The 26856-nt window shown below is 47.3% G+C and carries 28 protein-coding genes; 24 read left to right on the forward strand and 4 right to left on the reverse strand.

Annotation, left to right across the window (positions count from 1 at the left end):
* Positions 1-45: 45 nt before the first annotated feature.
* From ASG81_RS27370 to ASG81_RS27380, 3 genes are all read left to right on the forward strand, one after another.
* Positions 46-366, forward strand: a complete 321-nt coding sequence (locus ASG81_RS27370; RefSeq protein WP_056642178.1) for a hypothetical protein — start codon at positions 46-48, stop codon at positions 364-366.
* Positions 367-416: 50 nt separating this feature from the next.
* A complete protein-coding gene (locus tag ASG81_RS27375; RefSeq protein ID WP_056642181.1) occupies positions 417-1574 on the forward strand; it encodes a glucosaminidase domain-containing protein in 1158 nt (385 codons plus the stop codon).
* Positions 1575-1834: 260 nt separating this feature from the next.
* Positions 1835-4084 (forward strand): type IA DNA topoisomerase, encoded by a 2250-nt coding sequence (locus ASG81_RS27380; protein ID WP_056642183.1) that lies wholly within the window; start codon positions 1835-1837, stop codon positions 4082-4084.
* Between the two features lie 87 nt (positions 4085-4171).
* On the opposite strand, the gene ASG81_RS27385 is transcribed toward ASG81_RS27380, so the two are convergent.
* A complete protein-coding gene (locus ASG81_RS27385) occupies positions 4172-4906 on the reverse strand; it encodes an HAD family hydrolase (RefSeq protein ID WP_056642185.1) in 735 nt (244 codons plus the stop codon).
* A gap of 143 nt (positions 4907-5049) precedes the next feature.
* Between ASG81_RS27385 and ASG81_RS33310 the strand changes: the two genes are divergently transcribed.
* The gene (locus tag ASG81_RS33310) at positions 5050-5187 is read left to right on the forward strand and encodes a hypothetical protein (protein ID WP_235549052.1); all 138 of its coding nucleotides are present in this window, start codon (positions 5050-5052) and stop codon (positions 5185-5187) included.
* Positions 5188-5254: 67 nt separating this feature from the next.
* Here the strand turns inward: ASG81_RS33310 and ASG81_RS27390 are convergent, their stop codons facing one another.
* Complete coding sequence (locus ASG81_RS27390) at positions 5255-5479, reverse strand: hypothetical protein (RefSeq protein WP_056642188.1); 225 nt, start codon at positions 5477-5479, stop codon at positions 5255-5257.
* A 158-nt stretch (positions 5480-5637) separates the two neighbouring features.
* Here ASG81_RS27390 and ASG81_RS27395 point away from each other — a divergent pair, with 158 nt between their 5' ends.
* From ASG81_RS27395 to ASG81_RS27435, 9 genes are all read left to right on the forward strand, one after another.
* Positions 5638-6363 carry a phosphonate ABC transporter ATP-binding protein gene (locus ASG81_RS27395; RefSeq protein ID WP_056642191.1) on the forward strand — a complete coding sequence of 242 codons (726 nt, stop codon included), beginning with the start codon at positions 5638-5640 and terminating at the stop codon, positions 6361-6363.
* A complete protein-coding gene (locus ASG81_RS27400; protein ID WP_056642195.1) occupies positions 6360-6872 on the forward strand; it encodes a GNAT family N-acetyltransferase in 513 nt (170 codons plus the stop codon). Before ASG81_RS27395 ends, ASG81_RS27400 begins: the two co-directional genes overlap by 4 nt.
* A gap of 15 nt (positions 6873-6887) precedes the next feature.
* Complete coding sequence (locus tag ASG81_RS27405; protein WP_056642198.1) at positions 6888-7499, forward strand: DUF3298 and DUF4163 domain-containing protein; 612 nt, start codon at positions 6888-6890, stop codon at positions 7497-7499.
* 537 nt (positions 7500-8036) lie between these two features.
* A complete protein-coding gene (locus ASG81_RS27410) occupies positions 8037-8717 on the forward strand; it encodes an MOSC domain-containing protein (protein WP_056642200.1) in 681 nt (226 codons plus the stop codon).
* Between the two features lie 4 nt (positions 8718-8721).
* A complete protein-coding gene (locus ASG81_RS27415; protein WP_056642202.1) occupies positions 8722-9696 on the forward strand; it encodes a phosphotransferase in 975 nt (324 codons plus the stop codon).
* A 6-nt stretch (positions 9697-9702) separates the two neighbouring features.
* Entirely contained in the window at positions 9703-10626 is a 924-nt protein-coding gene (locus ASG81_RS27420) for a polysaccharide deacetylase family protein (protein ID WP_056642204.1), read from the forward strand.
* 15 nt (positions 10627-10641) lie between these two features.
* Complete coding sequence (locus tag ASG81_RS27425; RefSeq protein ID WP_056642207.1) at positions 10642-11601, forward strand: AAA family ATPase; 960 nt, start codon at positions 10642-10644, stop codon at positions 11599-11601.
* Positions 11602-11612: 11 nt separating this feature from the next.
* Positions 11613-12758 (forward strand): DUF58 domain-containing protein, encoded by a 1146-nt coding sequence (locus tag ASG81_RS27430; protein WP_056642212.1) that lies wholly within the window; start codon positions 11613-11615, stop codon positions 12756-12758.
* Positions 12755-14101 (forward strand): DUF4129 domain-containing protein, encoded by a 1347-nt coding sequence (locus tag ASG81_RS27435; RefSeq protein ID WP_056642216.1) that lies wholly within the window; start codon positions 12755-12757, stop codon positions 14099-14101. The genes ASG81_RS27430 and ASG81_RS27435 overlap by 4 nt, the downstream gene beginning before the upstream one ends.
* Before the next feature lie 29 nt (positions 14102-14130).
* Here ASG81_RS27435 and ASG81_RS27440 read toward each other — a convergent pair whose 3' ends face one another.
* Positions 14131-15120: a YpdA family putative bacillithiol disulfide reductase gene (locus ASG81_RS27440; protein WP_200961629.1), complete on the reverse strand. Its 990-nt coding sequence runs from the start codon at positions 15118-15120 to the stop codon at positions 14131-14133.
* Positions 15121-15335: 215 nt separating this feature from the next.
* Between ASG81_RS27440 and ASG81_RS27445 the strand changes: the two genes are divergently transcribed.
* The 4 genes from ASG81_RS27445 to ASG81_RS33320 all read left to right on the forward strand — a co-directional run bounded on the left by ASG81_RS27445 (position 15336) and on the right by ASG81_RS33320 (position 19760).
* A complete protein-coding gene (locus ASG81_RS27445) occupies positions 15336-15878 on the forward strand; it encodes a hypothetical protein (RefSeq protein ID WP_056642220.1) in 543 nt (180 codons plus the stop codon).
* Positions 15879-16191: 313 nt separating this feature from the next.
* On the forward strand, positions 16192-17937 hold the full coding sequence (locus ASG81_RS27450) for an ABC transporter ATP-binding protein (RefSeq protein ID WP_056642226.1): 1746 nt from the start codon (positions 16192-16194) through the stop codon (positions 17935-17937).
* Between the two features lie 15 nt (positions 17938-17952).
* Positions 17953-18963 (forward strand): ABC transporter ATP-binding protein, encoded by a 1011-nt coding sequence (locus ASG81_RS33315; protein WP_235549053.1) that lies wholly within the window; start codon positions 17953-17955, stop codon positions 18961-18963.
* Complete coding sequence (locus ASG81_RS33320) at positions 18939-19760, forward strand: ABC transporter ATP-binding protein (protein ID WP_235549054.1); 822 nt, start codon at positions 18939-18941, stop codon at positions 19758-19760. Before ASG81_RS33315 ends, ASG81_RS33320 begins: the two co-directional genes overlap by 25 nt.
* A gap of 51 nt (positions 19761-19811) precedes the next feature.
* Here ASG81_RS33320 and xerS read toward each other — a convergent pair whose 3' ends face one another.
* Positions 19812-20906 carry a tyrosine recombinase XerS gene (gene xerS / locus ASG81_RS27460; protein ID WP_056642520.1) on the reverse strand — a complete coding sequence of 365 codons (1095 nt, stop codon included), beginning with the start codon at positions 20904-20906 and terminating at the stop codon, positions 19812-19814.
* 542 nt (positions 20907-21448) lie between these two features.
* On the opposite strand from xerS, the gene sleB reads away from it, so the two are divergent.
* The 7 genes from sleB to ASG81_RS27495 all read left to right on the forward strand — a co-directional run bounded on the left by sleB (position 21449) and on the right by ASG81_RS27495 (position 26782).
* A complete protein-coding gene (sleB, locus tag ASG81_RS27465; RefSeq protein WP_056642524.1) occupies positions 21449-22099 on the forward strand; it encodes a spore cortex-lytic enzyme in 651 nt (216 codons plus the stop codon).
* A 153-nt stretch (positions 22100-22252) separates the two neighbouring features.
* Positions 22253-22972: a DsbA family oxidoreductase gene (locus ASG81_RS27470; RefSeq protein ID WP_056642230.1), complete on the forward strand. Its 720-nt coding sequence runs from the start codon at positions 22253-22255 to the stop codon at positions 22970-22972.
* 26 nt (positions 22973-22998) lie between these two features.
* The gene (locus ASG81_RS27475) at positions 22999-23196 is read left to right on the forward strand and encodes a hypothetical protein (protein ID WP_056642232.1); all 198 of its coding nucleotides are present in this window, start codon (positions 22999-23001) and stop codon (positions 23194-23196) included.
* A 125-nt stretch (positions 23197-23321) separates the two neighbouring features.
* Positions 23322-24410, forward strand: a complete 1089-nt coding sequence (locus tag ASG81_RS27480) for a lactonase family protein (RefSeq protein WP_056642235.1) — start codon at positions 23322-23324, stop codon at positions 24408-24410.
* Positions 24411-24456: 46 nt separating this feature from the next.
* Positions 24457-24672, forward strand: a complete 216-nt coding sequence (locus tag ASG81_RS27485; RefSeq protein WP_056642238.1) for a cold-inducible protein YdjO-related protein — start codon at positions 24457-24459, stop codon at positions 24670-24672.
* A gap of 133 nt (positions 24673-24805) precedes the next feature.
* Positions 24806-26119 carry a sensor histidine kinase gene (locus ASG81_RS27490; protein ID WP_056642242.1) on the forward strand — a complete coding sequence of 438 codons (1314 nt, stop codon included), beginning with the start codon at positions 24806-24808 and terminating at the stop codon, positions 26117-26119.
* A 24-nt stretch (positions 26120-26143) separates the two neighbouring features.
* Positions 26144-26782: a response regulator transcription factor gene (locus tag ASG81_RS27495; protein ID WP_056642246.1), complete on the forward strand. Its 639-nt coding sequence runs from the start codon at positions 26144-26146 to the stop codon at positions 26780-26782.
* Positions 26783-26856 lie beyond the last annotated feature (74 nt).

Consider the following 26856-nt stretch of genomic DNA (forward strand, 5'->3'; position numbering starts at 1 on the left):
TTGCTGAGAATAGCGTTATTGGTTCATAGCAGAAGGAGGTATCGCATGATTAAATATGGATTAGACCGAATAACAGAGCTTACCTTTCGTTCATTTAGGCCTGCTATTGAGCTGAGGGATGAGCAGTGGGTAGATATCATACTGCGTTTTGAGCTTGCTCCGGAGTCGGAAATGCCTGATGATCTGATTGATTTGACGGCACTCGTCATTTGTACAGTGGACGGAACGATCGCGCAAATCGTACCGCATGATGAAGGCTGCGATTGCGAGTATCAGTTTACGGCGGGCGAAAAGGAACAAATTACTGCTTTTATCATGCAGCCGCACATTCACTCGGAAATTCAAAAACTAAGCTCACCATCTTAAGGAAAGTTGTGGTAAAATCGGTTTGAGATGACGCGAAGGGGCGATTCGTCATGCCAACCGAAGAAGCATACGTTCTGTCGCCGACAGACGTTCGGAACATCCGAAGCTACGTTCAGCACAAATACGCTGCGATGCCGCAAGAGAAGCGGGCGGAGATCGTAGCGGATGCGGTCAAGCGGCTCATACATAAGCAGCTGCCGAATTTCGAGGACAGCGTCAAGCAGCATGTAACGGAGACGTTGATTAGAACGGCCGTTTTGGACCGCCTTGGACCGGTTAGAGCCGAAGATATATTTCAGGCCTGTTTGGCGCTCGACCGATCTGATCCCTGCATATACGAGCCGTTCCATTTGTGGGTGGAGGAGCAATTGTATGTGAGCTGTGAGAAGCCTGTTATGCGGCGATTAATGGACGAGCTGTCAGTGACCGGGGAACAAACGGACATCGTACCGGACGAGGTTAAGAGCGGCCTTTTAACGCGTCTGAGGGGATTTCTTGTCGCAGAGGGCGTCGAGCAGCGAAATGAAGCGCCAGCTGCGGGTACTGCTGAGGTCATTACTTTCCCTGTACCTGTATCAAAGTGGTGGACTGCATTATCGTATAGATTAAGCTCAAGAACCATTATGTACAGTGCGCTATGTACGCTGTTAATTGCTTCTTCCTTATTGTATGGCTGGTCCATGAGCAAGCCTTTGCTCCATAAGCTTCAGCCGCCGGTCGTCATGAAGCCCGTACAACCGGTTGCCGTTCCATCAGACGGGCTGCCCGCTGAGCTCCGTTATCAAGAAATTGATCAAGTTCGGATGGTTGAATATTTGCAGTCGAAATCATCTATTTTAGCTGAGCAGCCTTATTTTGACGCCATCGTATCCGCCGCGCAAGCATTCAATATTCACCCTGCCGTCTTGTTCGCCATTACCGGTCAAGAGCAGGGCTTTGTACCGAAGACGAATAAGCAGTACAAGCGAATCGCGAACAATCCGTTTAATGTTTTTCATAGCTGGCAGGACTTTAATACGAATATTGGACAATCCGCTGAGATCGCGGCCCGGACAGTATATAATTTAAGCAAACAAAGACCGGCAGATATGGACCCGTTCCAATGGATTAACCGGAAGTATGCGGAGGATCCAAAATGGTCGGACGGCGTACGTTCCATTTTTGCTACGATCATTGCATATTTGGATAGCCCGGCTTCCAGTCAATAGCTGGCTTACAATAATTAAATAACGGCTCGGCTGATCATGCCGCAAAGCCTTTAAACAATGAACCCAACTTGGGACAAACGTCCCGTTGGGTTTTATTTTTTAAAGTGGTTTCCATTCTCTGACAGGGTGAGAAGGATTCCATTTTTAACGAGAAGTTTGTAAAATGTTTGTGAGGCACTGCCTTTCAGGGCGAGCTATTGCCATGTTGGTTGGCGTTAGCTGTATGCTTGCGAAATGCTTAATGAAGGAGCGATAATCTTTTGAAAACACTAATCATTGCGGAAAAACCCGATATGGGACGAAATATAGCAGCCGCAATCGATCCCAAAGCAAAAAATCACCGTTCCTACATAGAAGGCGAACAATATATAATTACGTGGGCAATCGGGCATTTGATCGGGCTTGCGGAGCCGGATGCTTATGACGATCGATATAAGAAATGGAATATTAACGATCTTCCGATCATTCCGGCGCAATTCAAGCTCGTGCCGAATAAAAGAACGATTGATCAGCTGAAAGTAATCGGCGACCTGGCAAAGCGCAGCAATCTTCTCGTAAACTCCTGCGATGCGGGGCGGGAGGGTCAATATATTTTCTCGCTTATTCAGCGGCATCTAAAGCTTAGCCAGCCTGTAAAGCGGCTGTGGATTTCGGACCTTACGCCGGAGACGATTCGCAAGGGCTTCGCGGAGCTGAAGGAGGGGGCCGAATACGAGAATTTGACGCGTGCCGCTACTGCTAGAAGCGAGGCGGATTGGCTTATTGGGATGAACGGGTCACGCGCATTTACGACGAAGCACAATGTGCTGCTATCTGTAGGTAGAGTACAGACACCTGTCCTCGCGCTCATTTATGATCGCCAGAAGCAGATCGAGGCGTTCTCGTCCTTGAAGTTTTTTGAACTTGAGGGGCACTTCACCCAAAATGAGCTGACGTACCTAGGAATGTGGCAGGGCGAGAGAATGACCGATCAAGCTAAGGTTGAAGCGCTCGCAGCCAAGGTTAAAGGAAAGCAGGGAAGGATTGCTTCCTACGAGGTTAAGGATACGAAGGAATATCCGTTCAAGCTGTACGATCTTACGCTTCTGCAACGGGAAGCGAACGGCAAGTATGCTTTTTCAGCGAAAAAAACGTTAGATACGGCACAAGCGCTTTATGAGAAGCATAAGGTGATCTCTTATCCGAGAACGAATTCGAACTATGTCACCGAGCAGAACATACCGGAGATGCACAAAACGTTGAATGCGCTGCAGGGATCGGTGTACGATGAACTCGTAAAGGGAGCAAACCGAAGTCTTGTCCATAAGGGGAACAAGTCTATTTGCAACCCTGCGAAGGTAGAGGATCATCATGCTATTTTGCCTACGAATCGTAAAGCTAGCGGCCTAAGTGTAGACGAGCAAAAGCTTTATGATTTGATCGTTAGGCGATTTCTGTCCCAGTTTTATCCAGCAGCTGAATATAAGGTGCACACGGTCATGACCGAGGTGGAGAACGAAATGTTCAAGACAAATGTTAAGGAGCTGCTAAGCTTAGGCTGGAAGGTCATCTATGCGGATCAGAAGAAAGAGAAAGCGAAGTCGACGTCTAAGAGCAAAGATAAGGAAGATGCCGAGGAAGAAGAGATCGAGGTTAACGAGCCTTTCTCGATTTTGGCAGAAGAAGCTGTTATTTGCGCAGATGCGGTTGTGAAAGAGAAGGATACACAGCCTCCAAAGCATTATACGGAAGGAACGCTGCTGAAGGCAATGGAAAGCGCGGGCAAACAAATTGAGGACGAGGACGTTCGCGATGCGATGAAGGACTCGGGTCTCGGAACGCCTGCCACGCGGGCAGCAACGATAGAGCGTTTGAAAAACGTTGGTTATATCGATATGCAAGGGAAAAAAATACAAGTAACGCAAAAAGGACGAACCGCCATCGAGCTGATCCGCGGAGCGGGAATCGATCTTCTTACCTCTCCGGAAATGACCGGACTATGGGAAAGGCGCCTGAATGAAATATCAAGAGGAACGGCTTCTGACGGACAATTTATGGAAAATGTGAAAAAGTTCGCGACAATGATTGTCGACAAGGTTCGCGTTCAGTCGCGCGCGGCTAAAACGTCTTTTGAAAGCGAAGCGCCGGCAAGATCAGCGGGTAAGGCGGCAGCCGCGCCTCGCAGTCGGGCAACGAAAGCGAACGCTGCGGGAACAACGAAGAAAAGCGCTGCTGCGGCTGCGGCTGCTTCAAGCGGCCCAACGATCATTACGACCTGTCCGCGTGCGGGCTGCGGAGGCTCGATTTTTATGGGACGCAAAGGCTACGGCTGTTCTCATTATAAGGAAGGCTGTAAGTTCGTCATTTGGAAGCAAAGCTTCGGACGGAGTCTGACTGATTCGCAGGTTAAAGCGCTTGTCGAGAAGGGGAAGACGGCTAAGCTGAAGCTTGAATTAGAAGATGGTACGCCTGGAGAAGGCAAAATTGTAATTAAAAATGTAGATACAGGGGAGTTGGCGATCGAGCAGTAGAAGACAAGCTTGAGCCAACACGAATAGACCCGAATCCGTCTCATTCTCCATGAGACAGATTCGGGTCTATTTTGTTTCGTATTTGAATTAGCGGTTAACGTAACCGTGAATCGCGTCGGGTACGTCCTTGAGGTGATCTAAGGTTAAGAAGGCGCCTTTCGGTTCGACTTCAATCTGAACGACATTATATTCCCATTCAGTCACAGCGCGCATATGAATGGCATGAATACCAGCCGTTAACGCGGGCACAACATCTGTGCGAATGGAGTTGCCTACCATCCATGTACTGCTGCGATCGAATTGCCCTGTGGATAAAATACTTTCCAAAGAGTCACTATTTTTCAGTCTGCGAATGTAGATACGGGATTCAAAGTAGCGCTCCAAATTCAATTTCTCAATCTTTCGGCGTTGAATTGGCAGCTCGCCGCCTGTGTACAGGTGAAGCTCATGACCGGATTCCGAAAGCGAGAAGAGTGTTTGCTCCATATTTGGATAAGGCTCGGTATCATGCTCATAGACGCTCAGACCAAGCTTCCATAGAAAGTTTTCTTCATTTGTGGAACGCTTGCGGCCTGTTAAGTGGGAGAAGTGAATATAGGTATCGACAAAGGATTGAGGAAAGTGCTCGCTCTTAAAACCGAACACAGCTACGCCGGCAATGTCGATCTCCATTTGCTTATCCCGGATTGCCTGAACCGTGACCAGGGAAGAGCTGCCGAACCAAGTAGTCATCGCGTCAATAAATTGATCGATTACCAGGTAAAAGTATTTATTACAGTGAATTAAAGTATCATCGAGGTCAAACATAATTTGTTGCTTCATGTAGGTAATCTCCTTTGCGGAACTTGAAACTGTATGATCAATCTACCGCAAATGGAGGGGCTGAGTCAATGTAGGGAGCACAAGTTGATTTTTTTACATAGTTATCCAATAAAATAGGCATAATGGTAATGGAGGTGAATGTGATGGTATTTAATAAGAGCAATAAAACCGATAATCGTCAAAATCATTCTGGCCTTCACGGACAGTCGGGGAAACTGAAAACCAATAAATTCGCTAAGCGACCGTCAAGCTTAAACGGCATTAACAAGCAGCTTCCTTAGTCATAAAGTGAATGGTTGAACAACGGAAAGGAGAGCGTGCCTGGCATTTGCTCTCCTTAAGTTGTATTTATGCATATTTGAGCTGCGAGGCAATTAATTGATTCTTAATGAAAGCGATACGCCTGCGTACATAGAAGTCCCTGCTTGGACCCTTCAAATCTTTGGGAGTGATCACCTCCTCTGCAACGTTATCAATAATGATAAGCCGTCCATCGGCGTAAAACTTAAAGGTTAAGTCGCGTCCAGGACGAGTATTCTCTACATAACGGAAATTTTCGCAGATGTTATTCATGGTGATCAGGCCTCCTTCAATAATTTGAATTCGATGATCGATAGAACGTTTGTTCTTGTTTTTATTATACCAAACATTTGTTCGTATGGAAACTGTTTTTTGTTTAACGTAAACTAGATTCATAGAGGCAGTTGCTGCAAACAGAAGGAGCGCGGAAAATGATCAGAATAAAGAACCTATCCAGACGAATTCCAGGTGGGCCGAAGGTGCTTGACGATATTAGCTTTGAGGCTTATCCAGGTGATTTTATCGCAATAAAAGGCGACAGCGGAAGCGGGAAGTCGACGCTGCTTCGTTGTCTTGCTCTGCAAGAAAAATGGAGCGAGGGCACTTACCAGTTCGATGGCAAGGATATTTTTAAGCTGGGTTTCTCAGGCAGGCTTAAAGTGAGGCAGGAGGTTGCTTACGTAGAAGAAAAGCCGTTTTTGTTTCCTAATAAGACGGGACTCAAAAATGTTATCATCGGTTCTGTTTCACAAACACCGGCTTGGCGCAGATGGACAGGCATGGTTCGCAATGACGATTATATGGGCGCGATGGATATGATCGAGAAGCGTGGACTTATAGATAAAGCGCATCAAAAGGCGAGCACGCTCAGTGGCGGTGAACGGCAGCGTATGGCAATCGCCAGAGCGCTTGTTCACGGCGCCAAAGTTATCGCAGCAGATGAGCCGGTATCGGGACTAGATCCGCATACGGCCGATCAAGTATTGAACGACTTGAAAGCGCTATGCAAGGAGCAGGGAGTTATTGTCATTGCTGTCATGCATCAGGGAGACTGGGCAGAGCGATTTGCCGACCGTATTCTCGGTCTGAAAAAAGGAAAGCTTGTACTTGACGTTAGCGGCAGGAGACTGACCGAACGCGAGAAGGCGCTGCTGTGATTGGCATTGACCTGCGGATCATAGCTGAGGACGAGCTGAATGCGGCTATCAAGCTTGAGCAGAGCTGCTACACGCCGGAAGCGGCGGCAACGCTGAAAGGCTTTCAATATCGATATGAGCATTATCGGCCCTACTTCTGGTCGGCTTGGCTCGGAAATAAATTAGTAGGGATAACGAATGGTATTCGTACGTCGCAGAGCGCATGCGGCGACGAGCTGAAGGGAGCTCAAGCCGATCTGCAAGAGGGGAGCAACTTTTGCGTCCTCACGGTAGCGGTAGATGAGGGATATCGCCTTCAAGGCATTGGAGCGTTACTGCTCCGGAAGCTTATCGCGCAGTGCGAGTCAAGCGGCATCGAAACGATCATATTGATGTGCGAGCAGCATCTTATTCCGTTCTACGAAGCAGAGCAATTCAAGCTGCGAGGCGTATCGGCCTCGACGCATGGCGGCATTAATTGGCATGAAATGAGCCGGAAGCTGCATACAATGGAGCATCTTACCGAATAGGAAGGTGTCTTCTACATGCCATTTCATTCGCCTGTCGTCGTGCAAACTGCAAAAGCTGATTTTCCGAAAGCAGAGCTGTCGCTGCCTCATGTAAGCGGAGGCAGAAGCGAAGCCGCGGATATGAAAATAAACCATATCATTCATCAAACGGTACAGCAGCAGGTTCATAATCAAGGTCCCCTCGACGACCCGAGGGCGCAGATGATAGGCTACTTCGAGCAAAAGACAAATGAAAAGGATTATCTCAGCTTGTCGTTGTTTAATTATGCCTATACCGGCGGAGCACATGGTTTAACGCTGCAGAAATCGCTGACTTTCAAGCAATCGACCGGTCAAACTTACACGCTGGCCCAGCTGTTTAAACCGGGTTCGGATTATGCGGGACGGATAAGCGCTATCGTCAGCGCTCAAATCAAGGCAAGAAAGATTGATACGCTGGAGCCTTTTAAGGCTATTCGGCCCGATCAGGATTATTATGTGGCGGACCGGTCACTTGTCATTTATTTTCAACTCTACGAATTGGCTGCGTATGTGTATGGTTTTTTATATTTTCCGATATCCGTTTATGAGCTGCAGGATATTATTAACGAGGATGGTCCTTTAGGGCCTATGCTCGTTAACGACTAGTACCCGTTTAAAGCTTGATTGAACAGCGGTTTTTGCAAGCTGATTAAGCAACATACCGCCCCGCAGCTTCGCATCTAATGATAGATGCGAAGCTATTTTTTGTTCAAGTACAACCGATTTTCCTCTTGCATGACGTTCGAATTCGATTCATACAGTTACATATAGAGGTGATCGGATGATCCAAGCTATTGCCGGAGTAATAATATTGGCTGCGTTATGCGCTGCAATGCCTGCTTCTGCAGGATAAGCATGATCTGGCGCCTCTCGTAAAATCTTCAAAAATGATCCCGGGAAATAGAGATGCGCAAATACAGGAAATATTCGGACTATTCAAAAATATTTCCCGGGGAAACGCAATAAGCTACACAAAAGAAAGCTTTTCGACATGTAACGGGAGCGGTTGTTGAAAACGTGTCGAAAGCGATTTCAATATATTAATTACATTAAATATTAATGTGGTTATATCTCTTTGCCAACTTCTCCCTCCCAAGATTATAATAGTCAAATAACAGAATCGCTTAGGAGGAACATGAAAAAATGAAGCATGATCTAGATACGGCTTGCCTCGTTTCACTTAATATTGGCGAGCCGGTAACTATCGCTCATGGCATCAAGGAAGTTTTATCCGGCATATTCAAACAGTCTTCTCAGCTGTCTCATTTGCTAACGATTACCGGGCTGCAAGGCGACGGGCAAGGCGATACGGTTCATCACGGCGGACCGGACAAGGCGGTTTGCGTATATTTCGAGAAGCGGTACGCCTACTGGAATGAGCAGCAAGGCAAAACGTTTGAGTATGGAGCCTTCGGTGAAAATTTCACGTTGTCGAATTGGACAGAGGACGATTTATGCATAGGCGATATTGTTCAAGCTGGTGAAGTCATCCTTCAAGTGAGTCAGCCTAGGCAGCCATGCTATAAGCTTGGATTAAGGCATAAACAGCCGGAATTGCCTGAGCATGTTCAACGTATGGGATATACAGGGTTTTATTTCCGGGTGCTTCAAGAGGGCAGAATAGAGGCTGGTACGGCTTTCACAGTTACGCATAGGCATCCCGCCCGTAAGACGATTACAGAGGCTAACCGCCTAATGTATAAGGATAAAGAAGACTTAAAGGGCATCCGTGAGCTGCTTGACGTACAGGAGCTTGCGGCAAGCTGGCAGGAACAGCTGGGAAATCGGCTGAACCGGCTGCTGAAGGAAGATCAAGGAGGATAACGGCTTGAACGACACCATAGATTTTACATCCTATCTGAATGAATATGAGTTCCATTATCCTTGCGTGGTTGAGCACCGCGAAAGCGGTATGAACAATACGACCCGAATGATTTCTTCGGGCAAAGAACGGTTTGTTCTGCGTATATATAATAATCACCAGGATGCGGATATTGTAAGGCTGGAGCATGAAGTACTGGAAGAATTGAAGAAGCAGACGCTCTCGTTTCAGGTGCCTACCCCGATACGCAATAAACGGGGAGATACGGTCAGCATCGCGCAGGATGGCTCATTATCCTCATTATTTCATTATATTGAAGGCGACAGACCATCCGTTTCGAATCCGGCTCATGTGTATGCGCTTGGACGTACGGCAGCAGAGCTTTCCCGAGCATTAGGCAGCATCCGGCCTGCTCGGAAGCCATTGTATAGTCCATATTACTTATTGGAAGATACGTATGCATCAATGGATGGAACAGCATTTCTGACGATGGCTGAGCGCTCTGTTGCGCTTGCGGCAAGAAGACCTTGCTTCGAAGCCCTTCAGGAGGAACGCCTGAAGCTTGAAGAAGAGTGCAAGCAGCTCGCCCTTCTGCCTAAGCAATGGATCCATGGCGATCTGGTTTTTAATAATACGGTCGCACAGAATGAAGCGATTATCGGCGTGCTTGATTTTGAATTCACGACGGTTGACGTAAGAGCAATGGAGCTTGCTGTAATCGTCGTCGATTTGATCAAGCAAGACGATACAGTCTTTCAAGATAAGATAAATCATCTGCTTCAAGGGTATCAGGATTCGTATCCTTTATCTGTTCAGGAGCTGAAGAAATTACCGTCATTAATGAAATTGCGGCTGCTTGATGTAGCGCTGCATTTTGCGGTCCGCTTAAGAGAGCAGTTAGACAGCGAGGATGTGCTTTGCAAAATTATCGATCAATCGGCTTTTGGCTGCAAATGGATTAATGAGCATTGGGGAGGATGATAACGGATGAGCTTAGCTAAAGCGCTTGGATATGATGAAGGAGAAAAGCTTCTTATTATAAACGCGGACGATTACGGGTTATGTCATTCGGTTAATTGCGGTATCCAGCAGCTTCTTCTTGATAATACGGTTAGCTCGGCCACCTTAATGATGCCCTGCGGATGGGCAAGGGAAGCGGCGCTCTGGAGCGCGAGGCATCCAGAGGTCGATGTCGGCGTACATTTTACCTTTACGAGTGAATGGGATCTTTATCGCTGGGGACCGGTCAATCGCAAAGGGAGTACGGCCTCGCTTGTTACGAATGAAAATTATTTTCCGAAGGACAGCAAAACCTTTGAGCAGCAAGCTGATCCAGAGCAGGTAAAAGAGGAATTGATCGCACAAATCGAAATGGCATTGGCAATGGGAATGAAACTATCGCATGCCGATAATCATATGGGCAGCCTGTACGGATTAGCGACGGGACGTCATTTTCTGCCTATTGTGTTTGATGTATGCGCCACCTACGGACTGCCGTTCCGTTTGCCTCGTTATTTGCTGCAGGAGAACGGGCAGGTAGCGCCGCCTGAGCTTGCCGATCAAGCCAAGCTGCTTGCACAGCTTGCCGATTCGAAGGGTGTTGTCATTCTTGATTACTTAGTGGGACTTCCGTTCCAATTGCAGGATGGCGAGACTTTCAATTCTCTAAAAACGAATATGCAGCAGCTAATGAAAAGTTTGCATCCCGGTGTAACCGAGCTCATTATCCATCCTTCTCTCGTTACAGATGAGCTGAATGCCTTTCACGGTCAGCCTGTCAAGCGCGGCCTTGAGCTGGAGCTGTTCCGCGATGCAGAAGTCAGGCAGACGCTGCAGGAGGAAGGTATTCGCATGATCCGCTGGCGGGAGCTGCAAAAGCTTCAGCGCGATCGTACCGGCTTTACAACATAACTGAGGAGCTGACCAATGCCTTTTGAAGCCATAAAGCAATTAGCAGAGCAGGTAAAAGCAAACATTGGACGTGTAATCGTCGGGAAAGAGGAAGTCATCGATTTATTGCTGATCGGACTAATCACTTCAGGGCATGTGCTTCTGGAGGATGTTCCAGGTACGGGTAAGACATTGCTGGCAAAATCGCTCGCGAGATCATTGTCTTTAACGTTTAAACGCATTCAATTTACGCCGGACCTGCTTCCGTCGGACTTGAGCGGCATTCATTTCTATAATCAAAAAATAAGCGAGTTCGAATTTCGAGCGGGCCCTTTATTTACGAATTTGCTGCTGGCTGATGAAATCAACCGCGCGACGCCGCGCACGCAATCTAGTTTGCTCGAATGCATGGAGGAGCGGCAAATAAGCATTGACGGGGAAACTAAGCTTTTGGAGCGTCCCTTTATGGTTATTGCAACACAAAATCCGGTAGAGCACCAAGGCACGTTCCCTCTACCCGAGGCGCAGCTTGACCGGTTTCTGTTTAAAATCAAAATGGGCTATCCGACGACTGAGGAGGGCTTACAGCTCTTAAAACGATTCAAAGACCATGACCCTCTCTCCAAGCTGGAGCCCGTTGCTGGAAGCGAAGTCATTCAGAAGGCGCAGCAAAGTTATACAGCAGTAAAGGCGACGGACGATGTGCTTCACTATTTGCTGCTAATCGTTGAGCAGACACGTAAGCGGGATGAGGTTTCGGTCGGGGTTAGCCCGCGCGGCAGTCAAGCGCTCCTGCGTGCTTCGCAGGCTCATGCCATATTGCGCGGGCGCGATTTCGTTACGCCGGATGATGTGAAGGCAATGGCTAAGCCCGTCCTTTCCCATCGCTTGGCGATTCGGGGCATGCAGCGTACGGCTAAACAGGCGGATTCCATAATTGATGATATTATTCGTGTGACGGCCGTGCCTACGGAAGCCGCCATTCCTGTAAGTTAGGCGGCCAGCCGATGATCTTATTCTGGTTTATCGTTGCGGCGGTCGGAATTTTGTATTTACAGGGCCAGGTATTTCAACGATTCGTGCTGCGGCACATCAAATACGAGCGACGCTTTAAAGCAAAGGCTTGCTATAGCGGCGAACAAGTAGAACTGATCGAGGAGATAGCTAATGCCAAGTGGCTGCCGGTTCCATGGCTTCGCGTGGAGTCGCAGCTGCCTGCGCATCTGCACTTTCAGCAGCTTGATAATTTCTCCGTCAGCAGCGGACAGCTTTATCAAAACCATAAGAGCTTCTTCAGCCTATCACCCTATACCAAAATTACGCGAACGCACCGTATCACATGCGCAAAGCGCGGCTGGTATAAGCTTCACACCGTTACGCTGACCGGCGGGGATTTGCTTGGGCTATCCCATGCATCTGAGCAAATTGCGCTCCTAGGGGAGCTTCTTGTTTACCCCAAGCCCGCTTTGGTGCCCATCCATGAGCTGCCGTACCATAGCTGGCAGGGCGATCAACCGGTTCGCCGCTGGATTGTCAGTGATCCATTCATCCTTGCAGGCGTTCGAAGCTATCAAGCCGGCGACACGTTTAAGCAGATCAATTGGAAAGCAACAGCAAAGACGGGAACACTTCAAGTACATCAGTATGATTTTACGGCGGATCGCAGGCTGATGATTTATTTGAATGTAGATGATGCAGAGGGCATGTGGCGTAACGTGAACGAAATCACGATTATTGAACGCGGCATCGAGTGGGCGGCAGGTGCGGCTGAGGCCGTCATTCAGCAAGGCATGGAGGTAGGATTCGCGACAAATATGCCAATAGCGGGCAATAGCATCAAGGAAAGCGCTCACATTGAACCGCGGGCCGGACATGAGCATTTGATTGGGATTTTCGAAATAATGGCAAAGCTTGAGATTGAACGAACGGAGCTATTTCATCTCATGCTTGAGAGAGAAGCCTTGAGCGGCTACAGCGAGCGGGATGTTCTTATCATTACCTCATATTGGAATGATGCGCTTGAGCTGCAAGCTGAGCAGCTTCGTTATAACGGCAATGCCGTAGCGGTTTGGCTGTTGACGGATAAGGCGCTGGCAGCGGATCATGACGGACAAGCTTCTTCTGAAGACAGCAGAGACGAGGTGATCGCATGAGTGATGCTATAAAGCGAGCCTTTTCCATGAAGGCCTTTGGGCAAGGCGTCATTGAACTATTTTTTTATTTGCCTATCTTCATGATTGTAGCTGTGTACGTACTGCCGGCCTCGGACATTTGGGTATGGATAGCCACGTTACCTTTTTGTTATTGGGCTGCATCGCTTATAACCGGTACATTAAACAAGCTGCGTTACGGTGTTAGACTGCTGTTAGCAATAGGAATTGGGGCCGTACACAGTGCATTAGTCATTGTCGCAGGGGCAGGAGAGGCAAAATTTGTTCCATTCGTTTTATGCGGCTTCGCGGCTGCTATCATCGCAATGAGAGGCATGTCTGCGCAATTAAGCGGATGGGCAGTCTCGTTTCCAAATTCACGATTGTTAATCGGCGTGATCATCTACTTGATTATGCAGCCGATGAAGCTGATTTTGTTCAAAAGGCTAATTGATTATGACGGAGTGCTGATCATCTGCGGAATTGCCTCCGTTATTTTATTTTTCTTTTTTGCCAATGAACGGCATTTGAACAATGAGACGATAGATACGGGAAAAACATCGGCTACTTTAGCCTTTAAACGACAAAATCGGCTAATGATGATCCTAATCGTCAGCTTGATCAGCATACTTGCATTGTTCCGGCAAATTCAACAGGCGATTGAACGCTTCTTTCATTCCAGCCTCGACCGGATCATGAGCTGGCTAAACCAGCCAGAGACGCAAGCGCCCGTGGGTGAAAAGCCTATAAACAATCCCCAGCCCGAGATGCTGCCGGTTGAAGAGATGAAGCCGCCCTCCGACTGGATGCTGCTCCTGGAGAAAATGTTGAAAATAATCGGGATGGTGCTCATCATCCTCTTCGTATGCATCATATTGTTTGTTCTTTTCAAAAAGTTGTATCAATGGGCGAGACTGATCGCGGCTAAGCTTCTGGAGCGGGGCGCGGATAGCAGAAGCAGCGCAGCCGGCTTTACGGATAAGGTTGAGACTTTAATGACATTAACGAATTGGCGGGAGCAAATGGGAAATAAGCTGAAAAAGCTGCTGCCTAAGAAACGTTCATTTTCCAAAGAATGGAGCGGGCTTGCCTCGAATGCGGACAAAATCAGATTTTTGTATTCGCGTTTGCTGTTTGCGGAAGCCGAGCAGGGCTATACGGTTAAAGCTCATTTGACGCCGCGTGAAACGTCAGACGATATGGCGAAATGGAAGGAAGGCAAGCATGAGCAAGTGCGCATGCACCATTTTATTGCTGTATATGAGGAGGTACGGTACGGCGATAAGCTGCCTGATGATCAGCAGGTTGCCGCTTTCAAACAACAGCTCGACAAGGAACAGAAATAGTGCCGCATCGCACAAAAAGACATAACGGCTTAGGTAGCCGCTATGTCTTTTTTGCTTAAAATATGCTCTGCTATTTTCCGTCCATGATATCGGCCGGATTCAATGAAAATTTCATTCGCTTCATGCCGGGAAGCAACGACGCCAGCAAGATATATACCTTGTACGTTCGTTTCCATCGTATCTTCCTGGAAGGTGGGATAGCCTTCCTCCTCCATCGAAACCCCGCTTGAAGTAAGGAAATTGCGGTCAGGATGGAAGCCGGTAAGCGCCAGGACGAAATCATTCGGAAGACGAGTTTCGCCTTCGGGGCCGCGAACGGTTATGTCGTTGTTTGCGATAGCAATAACAGTAGATTGGAAGAGCATGCGGATCGAGCCTTTTGCCACCTTACTCTGGAAACCTGGCTTGACCCATGGCTTAATGCTGGCGGAGTAATCCTGGCCGCGATATACGACCGTTACTTCCGCTCCCACTCGCTCTAACTCCAGCGCCGCGTCGATCGCCGAGTTGCTGCCTCCAATAATGGCGACCTTCATGCCGACATAAGGATGTGATTCGCGGAAAAAATGGCTGACCTTGTTAAGCTGCTCGCCCGGAATGCCAAGTTCGTTCGGATGATCAAAGTAGCCCGTTGCAATGACGACATATCGGCTCTTGTAGAGGCTTTTTTGCCCAAAACGGTCCTCGCCGTGCAGGATGAATGCGCCATTCTCAGACGTTATGCTCGTTATTGCTTCATAAGCTTGAACGCGGATCTGATGACGCTGGGCAGCTGTCCGGTAATAATTCAAGGCTTCGAGCCGAGATGGCTTATCATTGGCGGTCGTAAATGGGATATCACCTATTTCCAGCAATTCCGGCGTGCTGAAAAAATGCATATAGGTCGGATATTGCGAGATGGAATGAACGATATTTCGTTTCTCTATGACAAGTGGATGAAGGCCGATTCGCTCCAGCTCGATTGCTGCAGCCAAGCCGCAGGGGCCTGCTCCGATAATGATCGCTTCTTCTATTTGCATGCGTAGTATCCTCCTAAAAAATATGACGTATAGCTGCTTCTCGTCTATCGCTTAACGCTCATTTTACTGCGAGGCGCACATATTGTGCAAATTGGTTTTTTGACTCTCTTGTACAGGCAAGGGAATATTGTATAATAATGTGGAACCGTTTTTACCAAGTAAATCAAGTTATATGAAGCTAGCTTTTTTTACACAAAATGATTGGAGGAGATCACATGCGGCGGCGTTTTGTAATTGAAGCAGTATTGGTGGCAACGTATGGGCATCTTCTTGTACCGAGCCGTCCAATAGATTATGTCGTGCCTTATTCATCCATAGCCGAGCTGTACGAAATGAGAGACGGTGCCGATCCCCTGATGGACGATCCTGATGATGATGGGCACGTGAAAAACAAAATAAACGAGCTGATCGCTTTTTTTGAGGACTCGCTCAACCGTAAAAAGATTGAAAAGGCGATGCAGGTGCCGTGGAGAGAAAGCTCGCCATTGCTCCTAAATGACTTGATTCAATTTACTGTCGTGCATGCTGTCGACAACGCGCATTATGGCGAAATGTTTGACCCGATAGAAACGGAGCTGCTCCTTACAGGCTTGAAGCTGAAATTGCCATTGCTTTCGGATCAGTTTGAGTTTCAAGATAAGCTAATAGAGGCAGAGGTGCCGGTACAAATTTATGATATTGAGGATTTTGAATTCGCGGTTGAGGAAGGCATTTCCTCGAGCGAGCTGGATCTGCCGCATGAGTCAGACAGGTTTTAAACAAATATTTCAAATGACCCCTTGCGCAAAGACGGATACAGATGTTAAGATTTGGATGGGTTAGGAAATAATGAACAATCGGAAAACGAAAAGGGGGGCTCTAGGATGTTGAACAATTGGATTGAAATAAATGTTGGCGGCGCACAGTCTAACATGAATTTCCATAAATCTAATCAAACATGCCGACCGGCCTGCCTTCGTGCACTGGTGTCAACGTAGCTTTTTTTCGCCGTTGCCCGCCATCATACGAAGATCTCAAGCCAAATTTGGCTTGAGGTCTTTTTTTGTTTCCAACAGGGGAAGGGGTTGTCTTATGAGAACGCTTTTACGATTAATGATTTATGTAAGACCAAGCGCTAAATGGGTTTTTACAGCCGTTACGATCATGCTTTTGGCGACGATATTCGATTTGGTCGCACCTTGGATTTTAGGACAAATATTTGACGAAGGAATTGGAAAACGCGATATGTCCGTCGTGCTCGGACTAACGCTAACTCTTGTAGGCATTCAGGCGCTAAAGAGCGCAGGGATGTTCGTGCAGGGCTATTCGCAAGAGCTTGTCGGGCAAAATGTTGTGTTCAAGCTTCGGAAGGAGCTTTACGAGCATTTGCAGCGCTTGTCGTTCTCGTATTACGATCGCGCGCAGACCGGCCAATTGATGTCAAGAATGACTGGCGATATTGAAGCGGTAAAAAACTTTGTTGGGTTTGGAGCTATGAATTTAATTGCCGGCATGCTTACCTTTCTTGGTACGACCATCTTTATGATGATGATGCAGTGGAAGGTGACCGTGATCTGCTTAATTACGATCCCGTTTATCTTATTTGTATTATTTCGCTTTAATCATAAGGTTGGGCCCGCTTGGTCGAACATTCGCGAGCAAATGGGGCGGTTGACGACGACGCTGCAAGAAAATATTTCAGGAATCCGCGTCGTCAAATCGTTTGCGACCGAAACGGTCGAGCAGCGGAAATTCGCAGAGCGCAATGAACAAAACTTCGAGACCAATATGGAACGCGCGAAGCTCGAGGCAAAAGCCTTTCCGTTAATGGGCTTCTACGGTGGTCTTACCTTCGTCATGATGATCTGGATCGGGGCGGTCTTCGTCGTGCGCGGCGACATGTCGATCGGCACTTTTATGGCCTTCCAATGGTACACTTGGGGCATTATTTGGCCGCTTAACATGCTTGGCTGGCAAATTAATATATTACAGCAAGCGATTAAGGCAGCTCCGCGCGTTTTCGAAGTGCTCGATACGCCGATTGACATCGAAAATCCCGTTCAGGGAATAGGAACTGCCAATATAAGCGGTAATGTGGTTTTCGACCGCGTAACCTTTCATTTTGCCGATCAGGATGCAGCAAAAGATAAACCAATATTGGACGGTGTTTCCTTTCAGGTGAAGCAAGGCGAGGTCATCGGCGTGCTTGGAGCTACCGGCTCAGGCAAGAGCAGTCTCATTGGATTGCTTTCGCGCTTTTATGATGTTTCAGGCGGACGTCTTCTCATCGATGGCGTGGATGTGCGGGATTATGACCTTGACGGTTTGCGCAGGAGCATCGGCATTGTGCCGCAGGAAACCTTCCTGTTCTCGGCGTCGATTCGTGATAATATCGCGTATGGGCATCCGGATGCAACGCAGGAGCAAATTGAGAATGCAGCACGCAAATCACAAATTCATTCATTCATAGAAAGTATGCCAAGCGGCTACGATACCCGCATCGGCGAGCGTGGAGTTGGCTTATCTGGCGGTCAACGTCAGCGTGTGGCCCTTGCGAGGGCCATCTTAATGGATCCTCCGATCCTCGTGCTCGATGAAGCAACGGCAAGCGTAGACACGGCGACAGAGTCAGCGATTCACGAAGCGCTGCTCGAAGTCATGAAGGGACGGACGACGTTCATTATCGCGCAGCGTTTATCCTCCATACAGCACGCAGACCGCATTATTGTGCTTGAGAACGGTCGATTGACCGAGCAGGGGACGCACAAGGAATTGAATGAAAGCAATGGCTTCTTCCGTCAATTATTCGATAGGCAGAAGCAAATTGCTCATCAATAGAAAAGTGGTGATACCATGAGTCAGGTTGAGTGGGATAGGGATGAAGAGGTGGAAGAGAAGCCGTTTAATGGCCAATATATGCGGCGAATGCTTCTGTATCTTGTCCCTTATCGTAAATTAATGATATGGGTCGTTATCATCGTACTTATAAACATGCTGCTGAGCTTGTCAGAGCCGATCATTCTCGCTTATTTGATCGACAAAGGGATAGGGGAGAAGGATTTTTCCGTTATCTATGTGCTTGGTGCCGTACTGCTTGGCATTAAGCTAGCGGGCTGGTTATTCAGCTGGATGCATACGAAATGGATCAATTTTACCGGTCAACGTATTTTGTTTGATTTGCGTCAGCAATTGTTCACTCATTTGCAGTCCTTGTCATTTCGTTTTTTTGACGGACGTCCGGCAGGCAAGATCATGTCCAGAATTACGAACGATACAAATGCGATTGGCGAGCTGATCAACGGCGGATTAATAACGATGGTCATGGAAGTTACGCATCTTCTCGGTATCGTCGTTATTTTAGTCTGGATGGATTGGCAGCTCGCGCTGCTGTCCTTTATCATGATGCCTTTGCTTTATTTCATCGTTGCAAAGCTGCGTCCGAAAATCGAGGGCTCATGGTCGCGTTCACGGTCGACGATGTCATCCATTAACGGTAATTTGAACGAGACAATACAAGGGATACGCGTCATTCAAGCCTTTTCTCGGCAACGGACGAACAATGAGAGATTTAATAGTATCAATACTCGAAACAAGCAGGCGTTTATGCGTGCGATTACGCTGGAATCCACCGTATATCCGCTGGTTGAACTGATCGGGATGCTTGGAACCTGTATCGTCGTATGGTTTGGTGCGGTGCGTGTTATGGAAGGTGCGATCACGCTCGGCTTTATTATGGCGTTCATTAATTATCTTTGGCGCTTCTGGGGACCGCTTAGCGCGCTGTCCAAGGTATATAGTCAGCTGCTGTCTGCAATGGCCTCCGCAAGCGTATTTTTGAAGTGCTGGATACCGATCAGGAAGTAAAAAACAGCAGCGAAGCCCGCGAGCTGCCGCAGGTTCGCGGAGAGGTTGCCTTCGAGAATGTTTCCTTCCGGTATGAGGAAGATAAGCCTGACGTGCTGCATGATGTAACCTTCCACGTAAAGCCGGGACAGAAGGTCGCATTAGTTGGGCCAACCGGGGCAGGGAAAAGTACAATCGTCAATTTATTGATGCGTTTCTATGACGCATCGGGTGGGACCGTCCGCATTGATGGAATCGATGTAAAAGAGGTTACGCTTGCATCATTGCGCAAGCAGATGGGGATCGTGCTGCAGGATTCATTTATTTTTGCTGGAACACTTGAACAGAACATGCGATACGGCAATGAGAACGCTTCAGACGAGCAGCTTCGCAGTGCAGGGGCAAGCGTCAGATTGGACCGTGTCGTCGCCAAGCTCCCGGATGGCTACCAGACGGAGCTGGAGGAGCGGGGTTCTAAACTCTCAGTAGGCCAGAGGCAATTGCTCGCTTTCGGACGCGTGCTTCTATCCGATCCTAGAATACTAATCCTGGACGAGGCAACTTCAAGTGTCGATACGGAGACCGAACAGCATATTCAAGAGGCTTTGCAGACGCTTCTGGCGGGCAGAACGGCATTTATTATTGCGCATCGCTTATCGACGATTAAAGACGCAGACTTAATTCTAGTCGTTGAGAATGGCCGGATCGCTGAGCAGGGCTCGCATGCGGCGTTAATGAAGCAAGGCGGTATTTATGCCAATCTCGTCATGACACAACTTTCCATGCAGGAATCGGTTATCTTACAAACGAGCTCTTAAGCGGCGGAAACAAAAGAAAAGAGGGCGGGTCTAGCAAGCGCACAGAAAGCGCTAGCTCGGCTCGTCCTCTTTTTTCAATCGATCGATTGCCTGGGCCATCGTCTTATCGGTCAAATGAGCATAAATTTGCGTCGTTTCGGGTGAAGCATGTCCCAGCTGCTCCTGCGTCTTGTAAATATCATTTCGTAAGTAGTAGTCCGTGGCGAAGCTATGCCTTAATTTATGAACAGATAAATATGGTTTGCCGAAGCGCTTCGCATATTTGATGACCATTTCCTGAATCGCTCGCTTCGTCATGCGTGAGCCTTCACTCTTCCCGTTGGCAACGGCAAGAAATAAAGCCTTTTCACGCTTTGGGGCCTTGTAGCGCACTTCGCGCAGCGTCAGATAAGCTTGTAAATCCTCAACCGCCTCCGAGCGGAAATAAACGGGCGTCTTGAACGTATCATCATTTTTGCCTTTGCGGTACACATAAGAAAGCTTTTTCTTAAGATCGATATCGTCGACATTCAAATTCACAAGCTCTGAAACCCGCAGCCCCGAATGTAAAATAAAGCTTATGATGCATGCATCTCGCGTCATATTTAAATCATAGGCATAGAGCGCTTGCTTATTCGAGGCTATATCGGTCCCATAATGCTGCTTAATATAGTCCATGAACTCCGATATTTCTTCTTCTTGAAGCAGCTTGCCCTCCAGCTTTGCTGCTGTATCCTTTGGCTTGTGCGTACGTTTGATCGCAACCTTCGCCATCACATTCCGCTTCAGAAGCGGATAAAATTCCTCATCCTCGGCAATCTGGCTCAAATAATGGAACAATGACCGCAGGGAGGAGAGTTTGCGCGAAATTGTCGTTTTGCTGTTTCGCTCCTCCTTGTACGTCGATAAATACATGCGGAAACCGTCTATGCTGTCCATATGCAGCTTTTCTAGCTCCAATAGCGCTACATCTCTAATATTAGTCGCATCTGACAGCCCTTCCGCCATCAGCCAGTTCAGAAACGTTTCATAATCTCTCATGTACTCGACGAGTGAAGAGGGAGATAAGTCCGGAAGCTTATAATTAATAAATTTTTCGATATACCAGGGCATGGTGGGGAGTTTCTTGTCGAGCTCCTCGCGATCCTTCTGCTTCAAAATATTGATAAGCAATCATCTCCTATGATTAATGACATTATTATTTAACGACATAAAAAGAACATAATTATAATTATGTAAACTTATTTGGTTTTGAAATTGAAAGTAATAGCTATATTGTAACAAGTCAAGTAGAAGGGGACAACGGGATAGGGAAATGTAGGCAAAAAAACAAGCCTCTTAAAAAGAGACTTGTCTTTGAAACGAAAATTATACGTTTATAGCTGTGAAACGACGATTTGTTAATTGCGGGTTCTGATCTCGTCGAGCAGCACGGATGCATAGTCTTCCATGCTGATTTTACTCTCATGCTTGTCGTTCAGAAGGTGACTATAATAGTTACAAATGAAACATTTTGTACGACTTTCTGTTTCAGATTTTTGCGATGTTGTAAATTAGTAAATGTATGTAATTTCTAGATATGAGTTACATTTGTAAAGTGACTGTGCTAAACTCTAACAAACTAGTCGACAAGTTACCAAACTTATTCCATTTTGCGAAAGAATCGTGCACGCGCAAAAGAAAAGGGAGGTTCATTTCTTACAATGAACATGAAATTCATACAACATAGTATGGCGATTATTATTGTATTTATGGCGGCATTTGGCATTCCGTTACAAGCCGCGCACGCTGCTTCGCCGGCAACGCTTAAGGTCGGAAGCACAGGGCCCGATGTTCCGGATTTACAGTTCCGTTTAAAAACGCTCGGTTATTTTAACACGGATGTGACAACCTACTTTGGTACGAAAACGCTGGAATCGCTAAGGCGCTTCCAGAAAGAATACGGCATAGCGGCTGATGGCGTCGCAGGTACCCAGACATGGGAAACGCTGAAGAAGGTTTCGGTAAACAAATCGGAGCTTGATATGCTCGCCAGAATCATTTTTGCGGAAGCGCGTGGTGAATCATATAAAGGTCAGGTCGCGGTAGGGGCAGTGGTTATGAACCGGTTGGCTTCTCCAAGCTTTCCGGATACGATAAAAGGGGTCATCGAGCAGCCGCTGGCTTTCACAGCTGTTGCTGACGGACAATATAAGCTTACTCCCGATAAAACGGCCTACCAAGCAGCGCAGGATGCTGTGAGAGGCTATGATCCGACGGGCGGGGCGCTTTATTATTTTAATCCTGATACGGCAACTTCCGAATGGATTTGGACACGCCAGCAAACCGTTAAGATCGGCCGCCATATTTTCGCAGTCTAACAGAAAAGCGATTTTTATCGACAAGTATTCGTTGCTTGCGGTAGAAATCGTTTTTTTTATTGTTGAAGTTCCGTTTTCAAAGTCGTAACTAATCATGTTACAATAACAAATAAAGTATCATACTTTTTATAAAATTAAACGGAGGTGCCTGCAATGAAAGTGGAAATTTGGTCGGATTACGGTTGTCCGTTCTGTTATATAGGCAAAAAGAAGTTTGAGCTAGCGCTTGAGCGCTTCGCGCATAAGGAACAAATCGAAACGGTATTTCGCAGCTTTGAGCTGGACCCGTCTGCGGATCCTAATTCCAACGTAAGCACTTATCACATGCTTGCAGCGAAATACGGAATGAGCTTGGAGAAAGCGAAAGAAACAACGGTAAATGTGGCGGAGCAAGCGGCTGCCGTTGGATTAACCTTTAATTTTGACGATACGGTTACCACCAATACGTTTGACGCGCATCGCGTTGTTCACTTAGCGGCACAGCACGGCAAGGATAAGGCGGTATCCGAGCGATTGTTCAAGGCACATTTCACGGATGGAGAAAATATCGGAAATCGCGAGCGGCTGGCCGCGCTCGCCGCAGAAGCAGGTCTAGATGCTGCTGCAGTAACCGAAATGCTGGAGACGGACCTATTCGCAGACGCGGTGCGCGGAGAAGAAGCGGAAGGCAGTCAGATTGGCATACGCGGCGTTCCATTCTATGTCGTTGATCGCACATATGCCATATCGGGCGCGCAATCCCCGGAAGTATTTTTGGATACGCTGAACAAGGCGTGGTCAGAGAAGCATCCTGATCTTATTCAAGTAAATGAAGGGGATTCGGATGCGCTTTGCATGGATGGCTATTGCATTCCGGATTCGAAAAAGTCCTAATAAACGATGAAGGGGGCGGTCTGCTCATGGATGATTCAACGGTCAAGAGCAGCTGCCAAATCGAGCGGATAGGCGAGATCCTCAGGCTGGATGAGCAGGATGCTGTTATTTTGATCAACGGGAAAACGATTAAAGTTCCGATCGCAAAGGTCGCCGGAGAAGTTTCTCACGGCGACCGTGTCTTCTGGACAGGCAATAGCTGGAGACGTAAGCCGGATTCATGAACATTAATTTTAATCATAAGAACTTATTTGTCTGGAATGCGATCACGTCTTATAATAGATAATGGTATGAAAGTCAGATGCTTAAAAATGAGCGCTGGCATGCAAATGTTTAGGGGGAATTAATTGTGACAGTTGAACAGCAACGTCTGCTCGTTTTCACTGGATCTTATGCGGAAGCGGATGAGAGCGGCGTTAACGTGTATACATTCGATGAAGAGTCGGGCACATTAACGTTGACAGATGAATTTTCCGGGCTTAAAAATCCGACGTTTCTTAATGTAGACGCGGATCGCAAGCTCTTGTACGCCATTTCCGAAACCGTTAATGAAACAGGACAGAAGGTTGGCGAAGCAGCCGCTTTTTCGATTGACGCAGCTAAAGGCTCGGTTCGTATCATGAACCGTAAAATAACGGTTGATTCGACGATCTGCCACATTCAGCGTGATGCTGAAAGCCGGTTTTTGATGGTGACCAGCTATCATGGGGGAATGATTGGTCTATTTAGCATTACCGAAGAAGGCGCCATTGGAAATAAGCTTGATGTGCAGCAGCATGTTGGCAGCAGTCAGCATCCCGAACGTCAGGATCGCCCGCACCCGCATTCCACTTTCTACAGCGCTGACGGCCGATATTTGCTTGTGCCGGATTTGGGTCTTGACCGCATCGTTACTTACGAGCTTGATGCAGCAGGCGGGAAGCTCGTTCATCATGGCGAGGTTGCGCTGCATCCGGGAGCAGGGCCGCGTCACTTGTCGTTTCATCCGAGTGGAAGGTTTGTCTACGTTATTAATGAGGTGGATTCGACGATTACTTCGTTTACATACGATAATGAGACTGGCCAGTTAACGACCAAGGAAACGATAAGCACGCTGCCGGCCGATTTCAAGGATGAAAATTCTTGTGCCGAAATTAAGGTATCAGCAGACGGCAGCTATTTGTACGGGTCGAACCGTGGCCATGACAGCATTGTCGTATTCGCCATTGATGAGCAATCCGGTCTGCTATCGCTCGTTCAGCATATATCTGTAGAAGGCGGTCATCCACGTCATTTTGCATTGACGCCAAACGGCCGTTATTTGCTTGCTGCAAACCGGGATACGAACAATATCGTAACGTTTAAGGTTGATCAAGCAAGCGGGAAATTGGTGTTCACAGGCAATAGCGTTACCGTATCCAAACCTGTTTGTGTAGTTCCTGTTTATTTAACGACATGAATAATTAATGCCATTAGTACAGAGATGAAAAGGGGAATACAAGAGCGTGGCTATCAGTGAAGATGAAAAACCGAAATTAAAGGCAACAAAAATTTTCAAATGTAAAAACCCGGAATGCAAAGCGTGGGTAAGGGACGAGTTTGCCGCTACCGAGCAAACCTGCCCGATCTGTAAAGGTCCGATGCTCAGAAGCATGCGCCATCTACCTGCCGTACAGAACAAGCCGAAGCCTCAGCCCCGAAAACCGAAATCCGACTACTAAAACAGAAAATCCCAATCCGTTCGTATGAACGAGATTGGGATTTTTTCTTTTTGTACTATGGTTATGTGGAGCTAACCAGGAGCCATATATGATACGATAGACATACCAAATGATGACAGGACGGTATCGCAGTATGCTGTATTATTTCTTAGCTCTGTTTTCGGCAGCCGTTATTGTAATGTTAAACAACCGCACGAATGAATCGAATCGCTGGTCGGCTTATTTCTTATGCAGCGCGTCGATCGGAGGGCTTTCTGATTTATTCATGCGTAATGAGCTTTTGGTAATGGCCGAAATCTTACAATTTCTCAACTATACGATAACGCCATATGGAGTTTTTGTTTTCAGCCTCATCTACTCAGGAGCCATGAACTCTAAGCAATCGAAAAAGAAGGCTAAATTGTTTTTGGCGATTCCAATCGTATTGATGGCCGGAATTGTTTTGATTACCTCAAACAAGCAATGGTTCTTCAGCCTGCTGCTCGTTTGGAGTACACCTTATTATCTGATTTCCTGCTATTTATTAACCGCCTCGTTTTGGAAAGAGCAGGATGTGCGGTTGAAGAGAAGCCGGTTCATTACGACGATCATTATTGTGCCGACGCTGCTCGCCGTTCTTTTTTTCATTTATGTAGCAAAGGTTGTTTCTCCTGACTTTGAATTTTTTAATTATATATCAGTTTTTATCATTTACTCACTTGCGATTGCGCTGCTTTGCACGTTCATATATGGCGTCCTTGGCGTGAAGCTCCGCTTCGAGCATGATCCGCTGGAGGGCACGATGCGGGCCGTCAGTTCGGGAGCCATGATGCTTAATCATACGATTAAGAATGAGATAGGTAAGATCGCAATCAGCACCGAAAACTTAAAGAACATGCTTCCCGAATCTAATCAGCAATCAACGCAGCAAATGCAGATCATCATGAATGCTTCCAATCATATGCTGGAGATGATGAACCGCATTCACAGCCAATTGAAGGATTTTACGCTAAAGGAAGCGCCCGTTCAACTTGACCGGCTTATTGAACAATGCCTCATGCAGCATGAGGGGTTGTTGAAAAAACAAGGTATTTCTGTAACTGCGGTGTATGAGCTCCGTCCCATCGTCATATGTGATGCTGTTCATATTAGCGAAGCACTAGGTAACGTACTGATGAATGCTAGTGAAGCGATGCCAGTAGGAGGCAATATCACGGTTAGGCTGGAGGCGCGCAAGCGTGGTATCGAGCTGTCCGTTAAAGATAACGGAGTAGGAATCCAAGCGGATAGACTGGGACAAGTGTTCGAACCGTTCTATAGCAGCGGGAAGACAGGACGAAATTTCGGTCTGGGATTGTCCTATGTTTATAACGTCATACATAAGAGCGGGGCGAAGGTCGAGCTTGATAGCCGGGAAGGTCTCGGAACGCGCGTAGCCTTTGTTTGGCCGAGGAAAAAGATTTTATAACGATTGATTGTGGAGGAAAATGCCGTGAGCCATATAAAAGTGTTTATTGTGGAGGATGACGCGGATTGGATTAAAGCCCTTACCTCGTTTCTTAATCGGGAACCGGACCTGCTTGTCGTCGGCGCTGCCACGAATTCGAGTGAAGCGATCAGCATGGCGCAGACCATCGCTATCGATGTGGTTCTTATGGATATCCAGCTAGATGGCAGCAAGCTTGATGGCATCCATACAGCAATGATGATGCAGGAGTATTCGGCTGTAAAAATAATTATGTTAACGTCGATAAATGATGAGCAATCGATGACGCAGGCTTTTACAGCAGGCGCCGTGCAATACTTAGAGAAGCTGCGATTCCAGGAGCTGCCGCAAACGATTCGAGCAGCTTATCATCATTCCGCTCCAATGGAGGCTTTACTAAAGGAGCTGACACGCCTGAAGCGCGAGGAGCAGCTTAAGGAATTAACGGTCGCTGAACGCGAAGTGTTCGAGCTGATCGAAGCGGGTTATTCGCAATCGCAAATCGAGCAAAAGCTGTTCAAAGCAGAAAGTACGCTTAAAAATCAAGTGAACAAAATGCTGAAAAAGTTAGGCGTACGCAGTAGTAAAGAAGCGGTTGAAAAGGTTAGAAGAAGAGGGCTTTTCCAGCGGGATAAACAGGAGTAGCACAGGGGGCAATAGGCTGAATGGCAAGGGGTACTACATTACGTAGTACCCCTTTTCATGTCGTTCTACGAAAG

Source organism: Paenibacillus sp. Soil522 (assembly GCF_001428245.1).
Lineage (GTDB): Bacteria > Bacillota > Bacilli > Paenibacillales > Paenibacillaceae > Pristimantibacillus.